Source organism: Desulfosarcina sp., assembly GCF_033791525.1.
Classification (GTDB): Bacteria; Desulfobacterota; Desulfobacteria; order Desulfobacterales; family Desulfosarcinaceae; genus Desulfosarcina.
Genome location: NZ_JASJGN010000138.1, coordinates 1 through 10195, shown reverse-complemented (window position 1 = coordinate 10195; position 10195 = coordinate 1). Strand labels below are relative to the sequence as shown.

The 10195-nt window shown below is 56.9% G+C and carries 8 protein-coding genes; 2 read left to right on the top strand and 6 right to left on the bottom strand.

What is annotated here, in order from left to right; genetic code table 11:
* The first annotated feature begins 783 nt into the window (after positions 1 to 783).
* On the top strand, positions 784 to 1119 hold the full coding sequence (locus QNK41_RS06415) for a hypothetical protein (protein WP_319254932.1): 336 nt from the start codon (positions 784 to 786) through the stop codon (positions 1117 to 1119).
* Positions 1120 to 1289: 170 nt separating this feature from the next.
* Here QNK41_RS06415 and QNK41_RS06410 read toward each other — a convergent pair whose 3' ends face one another.
* The 6 genes from QNK41_RS06410 to QNK41_RS06385 all read right to left on the bottom strand — a co-directional run bounded on the left by QNK41_RS06410 (position 1290) and on the right by QNK41_RS06385 (position 8345).
* The gene (locus QNK41_RS06410; RefSeq protein WP_319254930.1) at positions 1290 to 1544 is read right to left on the bottom strand and encodes a VWA domain-containing protein; all 255 of its coding nucleotides are present in this window, start codon (positions 1542 to 1544) and stop codon (positions 1290 to 1292) included.
* A gap of 51 nt (positions 1545 to 1595) precedes the next feature.
* Entirely contained in the window at positions 1596 to 3038 is a 1443-nt protein-coding gene (locus QNK41_RS06405) for a diadenylate cyclase (protein WP_319254928.1), read from the bottom strand.
* A 5-nt stretch (positions 3039 to 3043) separates the two neighbouring features.
* Positions 3044 to 3343, bottom strand: a complete 300-nt coding sequence (locus QNK41_RS06400; protein ID WP_319254926.1) for a DUF2914 domain-containing protein — start codon at positions 3341 to 3343, stop codon at positions 3044 to 3046.
* A gap of 464 nt (positions 3344 to 3807) precedes the next feature.
* Positions 3808 to 3966, bottom strand: a complete 159-nt coding sequence (locus QNK41_RS06395) for a hypothetical protein (protein WP_319254924.1) — start codon at positions 3964 to 3966, stop codon at positions 3808 to 3810.
* A gap of 126 nt (positions 3967 to 4092) precedes the next feature.
* Positions 4093 to 5352: a hypothetical protein gene (locus QNK41_RS06390; protein ID WP_319254922.1), complete on the bottom strand. Its 1260-nt coding sequence runs from the start codon at positions 5350 to 5352 to the stop codon at positions 4093 to 4095.
* Positions 5349 to 8345: a PEP/pyruvate-binding domain-containing protein gene (locus QNK41_RS06385; RefSeq protein ID WP_319254920.1), complete on the bottom strand. Its 2997-nt coding sequence runs from the start codon at positions 8343 to 8345 to the stop codon at positions 5349 to 5351. The genes QNK41_RS06390 and QNK41_RS06385 overlap by 4 nt, the downstream gene beginning before the upstream one ends.
* Before the next feature lie 120 nt (positions 8346 to 8465).
* On the opposite strand from QNK41_RS06385, the gene QNK41_RS06380 reads away from it, so the two are divergent.
* Complete coding sequence (locus QNK41_RS06380) at positions 8466 to 9794, top strand: MFS transporter (protein WP_319254918.1); 1329 nt, start codon at positions 8466 to 8468, stop codon at positions 9792 to 9794.
* Positions 9795 to 10195 lie beyond the last annotated feature (401 nt).

The following is a 10195-nucleotide window of genomic DNA, read 5'->3' as shown; positions in this document are numbered from 1 at the left end:
GCAGTGGTGGCGGTGGCTCGGGCAGCGGTGGGGGTGGCTCGGGTAGCGGAGGCGGTGGCTCGGGCTGCGGCGGCGGCGGCTCAGGCAGCGGTGGCGGTGGCTCAGGCAGCGGTGGCGGTGGCTCGGGCGGTGGTGGTGGTTCCAAATAGGTAGTAAGAAAGCGTTATTTCTATACCCCTTTTCCCCGTTGCGGTCTGTCAGAGCGCCTGTCTTCGGGGAAAGGAAGCTATCCGTACGTCAGTTCAGTGCACATCCATTTCGTTCTGTTCAGTTGATTCGGGGATTTATTCATACAACCCGCGATGAGGGTTCGATAAAACTGCAATCTTCCACCAAGGCAGTTTCCATGGTTTCCCAATACGGCCACAAAGAGGACAACGGCGGCCGGCGCAGTTCGACAAATCGAAGGCAGTTCAACTATGCGGCGCATATTCCGGAAAGAAGGATTGCTTCAGACAGGCGTGCCCGAAAAGACAGAAGAGTCCTCGGTCAACAGTTTCTAAGCAGGCAATCGTCACAACCCTGGTATGCCAACCGCGTCATCATTTTTCCTGCCTCTAAGACCAGGGCGTGAGGGCGGTGCGAAGCCAGCATGCTGACACCGCACCGCCTTCCGGTCGTCAACCCGTCATGTTCATTGCCGAATATGTGCAGGCCCATCGGCTCTGATCAGGTTGTCAGTTCATATTTTTAATTGTCGCCCTTGTCGCGGTGATGATCGCATTCCTGTTTCGGGTAAGGGTCATGTCTTTTAAAAACCCCTAAATGATCAAGGAGATCACCATGAAAACCGTTTATTTTTTTCTTTCAATCGTTTTGCTGTTGGCGACTGTATCGGCGTTTGCCCACCATCCGACAGCGGACATTCTCGATGCAGAAATCTACGACATGATTGACAGCATGGTGGCGGACACGCCCCACGCGGAACTGGATTTCGATGATTCACAATCGGGTATGGTCGAGACAACCATCACCACGCGAACGGCCAGATCCCTTGAGAGCATGATGTCGGACGGTTTGCTGACCACTATTTCTCTGCTCGACGGTGATGTCTCCGTAAGTATAGAATTCGACGATCGCGGCGGAGCCACCCTGACGGTGACGCAGATCCTCGAATAACCGGCTTGCAATGTCATCCGATCGGCGCGGCCGCGCCAATTAAAAAATAAACATTCCCGCTTTTCTCCAATAGTCTGACGGGACATTGAAATCAGTCGTCGTTCGTTCCATTGATTGTGTCGGAGATGACAACCGGTCGTGCGGCCGTTCAGCGTGGGTTCGATCGGTGGCTACAGCACCAAGTCCTTGATGAAGGCGGAGAGCTGATTCAGGTTGCGGCAGGGCCAGACCTCATTGCAGATGGTCTGATAGGTTCGCATCTCGCTGTCGCCCGTGTACCAGAACTGTTCCGTTTCCGGGTTGAGCCAGACCAGGCGGCGGCAGCGCTCGCGGATCGCTTCCATTATCCGGCCCTCGGGGGTGGCGTAGTTGGATCGGCCGTCGCCGATGACAATGACCGTGGTCTTCTTGTTGACGGCGTCCATGTAGTGCCGGCGAAATCCGCGTCATGGATCTGCCGTAGGCGGTTGCAGGTGTCAGGATGAGGCCGCCGGGCGCATTTTGACCTTATAAATCACGTCAACGCGGTTTCTGACGCCTTCTTCCAGCTTCAGCGATGAGGGCTGGAGCACCAAACTCACCGATGCGGTGCCGCCGGTGACGATGCCTTCGAGAGGGAGTTTTTCGGTGTATATGGTCTGAATGCCCTTGAGCATCAGGCTGCCGCCCACCACCTTGACGTTGTCCGGGACCATGCGGACATCTTCCATGATCAGTCCCGCGGCCAGCTTGCCGGTCCAGATCACCTGGACGGGAAGGGTTTTTTCAACCGGCAGGTCCAGGGTGACCTCCAACGCCTGGGGGTCAACCTTTTTGAGCTGAATTCCCGGCGGCAGGGCGATGCTGTCCCGGGCGATGGGCACCTGATTGCTTCCGGCTACCGCATTGGCCAGGTTGAGCTTCACTTTTACCTGGTCGGGACGCACGGATTTGATCAGCGTCCCCGAGCCGCTGAGCTGAAGTCTGACGCTGCTGGCCGATGCGGCAAAAATCTCCATCATGGGGTCCCGGTTCATGAATTCGACGGGAACCTCCAGGGTCACTAGAGTCTCTAAACCGCGGGCAAAACTGAACCAGATGCCCGTGATGCTGGCCAGACAGATCATGGCGGCGATGCCCAGCTCCACGGTGTGTCGTTTCAGGCCGCCGGTGGTGGTTACCTCGCCGGTATAATCGCGCAAAACCTTGCTCAATTCGATATTATCGTTGATGTGGATGATCGATTCATCCTTGAACACCGTGACCTGGCCCCGTTCTTCGGAGACCACGAGCACCACGGCATCGGTCTGTTCGGTCAGTCCGGCGGCGGCGCGATGCCGGGTGCCGAAGTAGGCGGGCAGATCGGTGCTTTTGGAGAGGGGCAAAATGGTGGCCACTTCCACGATCTGGTCCCCCTGCACGATCGTGGCTCCGTCGTGCACCGGTGTGCCATGCCAGAAAATGCTGAGCAGCATTTCCCGGGACAGCTTGCCCTGCCAGGGAATGCCACTTTGCACGACCGTTTCAATGCTTTTTTGCAGCGGCAGGACGATCAGTGCACCCAGCTTGCGGCGGGCCAGTTCGTAAACGCTCTCCACGATGATGTCCACCGGGGTCTGGACCTGACGCTGGGGAAATCCCCAGAAAAATGATTTAAAATCGCGGGTTTGCAACACACCGGCGATTTCGTTGCGAAAAACGATGATCACGATCAGGGCGGCGGCGGCGATGATGCCCTGCATGGCCCAACTGGTGACAATCAGGCCCATGTTGACCGCTAGTCGCTCGATCATCCAGAGCATGGCTATGGCCATGATCATCCGGATCACATTGGTGCCCCGGAAAAGCACATAGAGCCTGAACAGGATATAGCTGTTGAGCAGGATATCAACGATGTCCTGCCAGCGCAGCGCGGTATGAAATGGAATCAACGGGTCCATGGGGGTCAATCCGTTATGCTGAAGCGCAGGGTGCGCATGAGTTTGTCGTTTTCATCGGTAACCTCAACCCGCCAGGGACCCTTGTCTGATTCCCTGAGCTGCACGCTGGTGAACGAAGACCAGCGGGGCGGGTTGATGGTCAACCGTTTTTCTGTGACCAGGCTGTCATTCTGATACCATTTATGGTGAATATAGGTTTTTTCGGGCACCGGGTCGAATTCCGTGAAGCACGACACCCGACCCAGTTCGATGGAAAAAACAACGGCGGGGTGGGCGGGTGCATACTCCTGAATGGTTTCGCACATCACCGCTCTGAAAAGCGTCAGTTTGGCCGAAGCCTTTGCGTCCTGGCTCCATACTGCCTTTGGCGGGGCAATCACCACGGCTATGAATAGAATCCAGCCTAATTTTCGAACCGCGATAGCGAATGCTAACCGCGCCACTTGTGGAGGGGTTAGCGAGCGAACTGGAGATTGATTGTCATCCCTACGGTGAAGATTCCACGCGGCTTGCCGCGGGGAGGGTTCAAATGTATTTTTCATGTTGTCCACAGTAGCGCAATCACTTTTTTTTTCAAGAGGAAAACAAGGTCAGGCGATGATTGCACGACAACCCCCATCCGCCCCCTAAAGCAGATGCGACGGACTAACGGTCATGAGAAAACCTGTGGGGGGCGTCAAGGGGAAATGACTCAACCTCCGATAAAGCGGCAACACGTTTTGGTGATGCTGAAGGAAATGGATCCGGAAGAGGAAAGGCGGGCTTTGTTTTACATGGGTTCTCTTTTGCGGAGCAGATCAGCCAGAGACCGTTGGATAAGTACCTGCTGGATAGATTCCTTATCGCGCATTTTTCGAAGGGTCTCTGTATCAACCAACCACCCGAAACCCAGCTCGTCGAAAAAGACGATTTCCTTATTTTTATCCATGGCCAGCGCTCCTTTGATTGGTGACAGCGAGTCGGTGTATGTGCACGATGGGTGAATTTTTCTTCGCGACCATTGTGGTTCGTTGATTCTGATATCGCCGGTTTTCGGATTTCCTTTAGGAAGGAATTATAGCAAGGGCGATGATTTCGGGAGCAGAGGGTCGGGTTTAGAGATAGGATCGGATGCGGTGGCGGTCAATGCCGGCATGATGGCATTGACGATGGTCTCGATTTCGTCGTCGATCTGTTGATACTGGATATCGTCGACGTCCAGGTAGATCCGTTTTTCGTGGGGATAAATATCGTTCTCAGGATCAATATAAATGGCGCGATACACATTTTTACCTAATAAAATCAATGTAAAATCTGCTTTCGGACACACATCTTCAATGACCCGACCGGCGTTTTCCGGGTGGATGGCCATTGGCCTGTCCGGCGTGAAAAAAACAGGCAGTTGTTCAATAGGCACGCTCTGGCCGGATTCGAGTTGTTTTCGAGCCAGTCCGTCCAATATGGCCGTCTTGAGATGCTCCAATATGATTTCGTAGTCACGGGAGGCGGTTACCGCACCGGCCGGTCCGGGCGATGCATCGAACATCGGATTCATGGACGGCAGGATGGCGATGGTCAACGGTGACCGTTGCAGGGGATTGCCCGATGGGCATGCCCAGCGGCGGTAATTGGCAGACTGGTCAGCCGACAGGGTGAAGGCGTCCTGCTCGACCACACCGATTCTCCGCAAGGTGCTGACAACAAACGGATGCTCCATATAATCCAAAAAGGCCGGTTCCGATTGAAACACCGCCTTGAGGAAGCTGAATTCCGTGTCGCTGAGGTTCATGGCGGCCAGCTCCGCCTCACGGGCATCCCGACTGCCCGGGGTAAACAGCGCTTTGCCGCGGATCATGGCCGCCAGGCCGACCTTCTCACCCTGGTAGAGTTTGTGGACCATAAACAGTCGGGTGGCCATGAGCTCCACGCAGGGGTAGAGACTGTCGTTTTCTCTTTCTCCCTTGAAGAGATTCAGGCGGCGATCGTAGTGATACAGCACCTCGGAAAGGCCCAATATGTTGGTGTCCAGCACCATCAGTTCCGCACGCAGGGGCACCGGACCGTACATGCGTTTGGAAACCAGGTCGAAGTCCAGGGGAAGATTGAGTCCCCGGGTGGCCCAGGCCGAGCGTTCTGCCGGGTTACCTGCCCGACCCAGCACCACTTCCATGAGATAAGCCATGGTGTCACCGGCGATCTGTTCGGCATCGGTCAATGGTGCCGTCTGGAACGTCGGGGGCACGGGACGCTGGGGGGCCAACGGACTGCAGGCGGCGATGATCAGGGTGCTGATAACCGGCAACAGCACCGGCAGCTTGAAAAGACGGGGCATCATCCGGTAGCGCACTCCTCCAGCAGGACAACGGCCCGAGAATGTCTGCCGTCGCATTTGAGAACCAGGGGCTGCTGCAGCTGCACATGGCTTAGATACGGGTTGGATAACACGATCGACAAGTCCTGCAGCGTGTCCCAACGTATGAAATCGCCGTTTTCTTCGGAGACAGTCAGGTAGGGGATCCCGTTGGCGGTGATGTGTTGAAAGAAGTGGGATCCATGGGATGGGTCGGCTTTCAGCGTGTCGTTCCGTATTTCCACCATTGCCCCCACCCCATTGATGTCGTGCCACTTCACTGGGATACCCAGCCAGCGGTCAAAGGATCCCCACCGTCCGGGCCCCATCAGCAGGTAGGGTCGTTTTTGGTCGAGCAGCGTCTGGTTGACGGCGGCGATGGACTGGGCGATGGCCACTGTGTTGGCGGGGTCGAAGGTGTCGGGCCTGACGAAGAGGATGTCGGCCATGGTCTGTTTGCGGCCATGGCCAAGGGCCTGGGTGGTGTAGCACAAGGCATTGGCTGCATCCTCATCCGTCACCTCCACGTCATGCAGATCCTCTCCGGCGGACATGGGCCGCATCTGGAGGATATTGAAAGTCCCCTTATGATCGCTGTTGCCGGTCAGGTTGACTGAAAATTCGAACTCCACGGCGCAGCCCATTCCGTCCCGGCCCATGACCAGCAGGTCTTTGAGCAGTCCGGGAAGGGGGAAGCTGTCGTATTTGAGTACCGGCGCGAAGGTGAGCACCCGGCTGCCGGGGATATGCACGGTGTCCCGGATACGGTTCTCTGCCGGAATGTACGTTCCGGCCAACCGAAGTACCGGTTCTTCGGCCTCGGCATCGTCCACGTGACGTTTTTCCACATTGACGCCCCGTTCGAAGTAAAGGCCGTCAGGAATCCCTTCCATGCCCAGGGCCCAGAACTGGCGCTGGGCGTTGGCCAGGATGTCTTCCACCTTGGAAAACTGGGGCAGCACCTGGGGATATGATGGTGAAAAACGAAGCGACGGTTCTCCTTCCGGGATGCCCCGGCCAAATCCCATGACCATGCGGGCGACGCCGTCTTCCGCTTTCAAGGGAGCCACCGGATAGAAATTGTTGGATTGGGCGATGCCGGAGATGTCCGGGTAGAAAAAGGCGCCATGCCGGCTGCCGACCAGCTGCTGGATGATCACGGCCATCTGGTCTCTGCGGATCCGGTATGCGGTGCCGCTTAAAAAACGCCTTGGATCCCGGAACCAAGTGGAGGCGTATACCAGCTTCACGGCAGTGACCAACTGGTTGTAGCGGGTGGAAAAATCCGGGTGGTTATTGGGCACCATGTAGGTTTTATATAGGCCGGTGAACGGGTGGTTGTGAACATCCTCGAGCAGCCCCGAGCTCCGGATTGACAGGGGCTGGTGAACGGCTTCCAGGAATCGGCCCAATTGCTCCGCCAGCCAGGGGGGCATTTCTCCCCCGAGAAACGCCTTGGCAATCTGGTCGTCCGAGTCGTGCGCCATGGCCGAGGGTTCCAGCCTGTTGTGGGAGATAAAGGCATCGAATCCCTCTGTGGTGATGACCAGGGTTTGAGGCACCTGAATGGTGACATCCGGGTAGCGTTCCTGCAGGTGGGGTGACCGGCGCAGCAGGTTGGACACGAAGGCCAGCCCTCTGGCCTTTCCGCCCAGGGAGCCATTGCCGATTTTCACGAAATCGGAGATGTCGGGGTCGTAGTCCTTGGAATTGAAATGCACCACGACGCCTTTTTGGCGCCATTTGCGAAGCGCGTGGATGTGGGTGATAATATACTGACGGATATCGTCTGCGCCGGAAAAATCGGCTGCTTTGGCCTTTCTCAGGCGCGAGGCCATGGCGATTTCACCGCGGGCCATGATCCAGTTTGAAAAACGGTTCCGGGTGGCATGGTAGAGCAGGGATTCATCGTGTACGGTCGGCAGGATCTCCTCGAGGGCTTTGAGATTGGCGGCGCGGGCGATTTCGCTGCCGTTGGGCCTCCTGAAGACGAAATCACCGAATCCCAGGGCATCCAAAAAGAACTGGTGGATTTCGGCCAGCAGATCGTCACTGTTCTTGTCTAGAAAGACCGCCGGCACCCGTGCGGCCAGATCCTTGTTCTGGGGCTCATTGCTGATGAGCAGAAGCGGCAGGTCGGGGATCGCCTTGCGGACGTTGCACAGGAATGTATAGCCGGCATCGGCCGTGATCGTGCCTCCCTTGGGGTACCGGGTGTCTGAGATGATGCCGAACAGATAGTCACCGTACTGCCGGTATAGGGACATGGCCTGTTCATAGTTTTCAGCCACGAGAATCTTCGGCCGGGCGCGCATTTTGAGCAGGCGGTGCTCCTGGTTCAAGCTCTCCTCAAGCACCTCCTGGGTCTGGTTGACAACCTCCTTGTAGATCAGCGGCAGGAAGTAGGAGGTATACAGGGGAGAGTCCTCCACCAGAATCAGGACCCGAACCATGGCTTTCTGGGTGTCGGCAGCCACGTTGAGCCGGTCTTCCATGCTCTTGACGATCGCCAGCAGCAGGTCCGAATCCCCGGACCAGATGAAGGTCTGGTCGATGCCGGAGATGTCTTTCCCCTCCGGCGCCGGGTAGATCCCCTTGACGCTGTGGGCCAGGAGCACCACCGGCAAGTCGGTGTGGGCGCGTTTGACCTGGAGACCCAGGTCGAAGACGTCCATGTCGTCCAGGTGGGGCATGGCGATAACCAGGTGGAACGGCTTTTGGGCCAGCATTTCCATGGCCTGGGCGGCAGTGGCCGCCTGGGTGATCCGCGGCGGGCGGCTGAGGTTCAGCCCACGGTATTCATTGATGATCTTGGACGCCAGGCTGCCGTCTTCCTCCAGGATATAGGCGTCGTAAGGGCTGGCCACCAGCAGGATCTCAAACACCTTGTTTGACATCAACTCGTGGAATACCTTAAAGTGCGTGTCAAAATCCTCATTTGGGAAGAATACCGGCAGTTTTACGGCGTCGCTGTTCATATCCATCCGAATTAACCGTTTCAGGAGTGGGTTCGGAGCATTGGGCTACCCCTTAAGGATACGGTTGACGGCCCCTTTTTTCAAGTCAAAATGAGCAACGTCGGTCCAAGGAGCACGATTGTGATCAAATCACGAAGAAAGGCCGTATGGGGCTGGGCCATGTATGACTGGGCCAATTCCGCCTTTGCCACCACGGTGATGTCCGGATTTTTCCCCGTTTTTTTCAAGCAGTACTGGAGTGCCGGCGTCGACGTCAATCTCAGCACGGCCCGCTTGGGACTGGGTAATGCCGCCGCCGGCCTGCTGGTGGCCCTGGCCGCACCGATTTTAGGTGCCGTGGCCGACCGGGGTTCTGCCCGCAAGCGGTTTCTGGCCATATTCGCCTACCTGGGGGTGCTGATGACCGCCGCCCTTTATTTTGTGGGCCAGGGACAATGGGCTTTTGCCTTGGTGGTTTATGCCATGGGCGTGATCGGCTTTTCCGGCGCCAATATCTTTTACGATGCCCTGATGCCGGAGGTGACCGGCGAAAATGACGTGGATTTCGTGTCGGGCTTCGGTTTTTCGATGGGCTACCTGGGCGGGGGGCTGCTCTTTCTGATCAATGTGCTGATGGTGACCATGCCCCAGCGGTTTGGTCTGGCCGATGCCGGCCAGGCGGTGCGGATCGGCTTTTTAAGCGTGGCCCTGTGGTGGGGCTTTTTTACCTTGTTCATCCTGTTCTGGGTGCCCGAAGCGCCAACGGCCCCAACGCGGACCACCACCGGCATCTGGTCCGGCGGTTTTGCTCAGATCAGGCACACATTCAGCCGAATGCGGCACATGAAGACCGTCTTGCTCTTCTTGTGTGCCTACTGGCTGTACATCGACGGTGTAGACACGATTATCCGCATGGCGGTGGATTACGGCATGAGCCTGGGCTTTGCCGCCAATGACCTTCTTCTGGCCCTTCTGGTAACCCAGTTCGTGGGCTTTCCGGCGGCCCTGGTATTCGGCCGGCTGGGCCAGCGGCTGGGGCCGCGAAAAGGCATATATATCGCCATCGGCGTATACGTGGCGGCCACTTTCTGGGGGATTACCATGACCCGCAAGGAAGAATTCTATGTGCTGGCGGTGGTCATCGGTCTGGTTCAGGGAGGGATCCAGGCCCTTTCCCGTTCCTATTACACCCGCCTGATCCCGGCGGACAAACCGGCGGAGTTTTTCGGCTTTTATAACATGCTGGGCAAGTTTGCCGCCATTATCGGCCCGGTACTGGTGGGCGGGGTGGGTCTGCTCATGCGCCGGATACTCATGCCGGCCGATCCCACGGCCGCGGATCTGGTCCAGGTGGGTGCCCTGGCCGCCCGCTGGAGCCTGGCCTCGGTGCTGATCCTCTTTGCCGCCGGTGCCATTTTGCTCTATTTCGTCGATGAGGAGAAGGGGCGGGCGCAAGCGGCACTTCTTTAGCAGAAAAATAACAAAAACCAAAAATCAAATCACAAATAAATCACAATATCCAAATCCTAAATTCCAAGCGTAATCATCTATGGGGGAAGCCAACTTGACACTCGACCGCTGGTTTCGCCCTTATTTTGGACATTGGGATTTATTTGGAATTTGGTCATTGTAATTTGTTGTTTCCGGTCCAGGAGCAGCATACAGACGAGGTCTGATCGCAGGCGTCCGTTTCCGCAGCTTTAGACGCTCCTGCATATGGCCTGCATCTGCGCCGCCCGATTGGAAAAAACCCAATCCACGCCGCGGGCGACCTCCCGAAACAGGCAGCGCCGGGAGTCGGCAAAGCCGGTCCCGATGCCCTGACCCAGCCGATGATGGCGGCTTACCAATCCATTGGTTGCCAACAGATA

What these genes read in the sequence shown, in the direction of transcription:
- QNK41_RS06415 (WP_319254932.1), top strand. Translation starts at nt 784, where the DNA reads ATGAAAACCGTTTATTTTTTTCTTTCAATCGTTTTGCTGTTGGCGACT.
- QNK41_RS06410 (WP_319254930.1), bottom strand. Translation starts at nt 1,544, where the DNA reads ATGGACGCCGTCAACAAGAAGACCACGGTCATTGTCATCGGCGACGGC.
- QNK41_RS06405 (WP_319254928.1), bottom strand. Translation starts at nt 3,038, where the DNA reads ATGGACCCGTTGATTCCATTTCATACCGCGCTGCGCTGGCAGGACATC.
- QNK41_RS06400 (WP_319254926.1), bottom strand. Translation starts at nt 3,343, where the DNA reads ATGTGCGAAACCATTCAGGAGTATGCACCCGCCCACCCCGCCGTTGTT.
- QNK41_RS06395 (WP_319254924.1), bottom strand. Translation starts at nt 3,966, where the DNA reads ATGGATAAAAATAAGGAAATCGTCTTTTTCGACGAGCTGGGTTTCGGG.
- QNK41_RS06390 (WP_319254922.1), bottom strand. Translation starts at nt 5,352, where the DNA reads ATGATGCCCCGTCTTTTCAAGCTGCCGGTGCTGTTGCCGGTTATCAGC.
- QNK41_RS06385 (WP_319254920.1), bottom strand. Translation starts at nt 8,345, where the DNA reads ATGAACAGCGACGCCGTAAAACTGCCGGTATTCTTCCCAAATGAGGAT.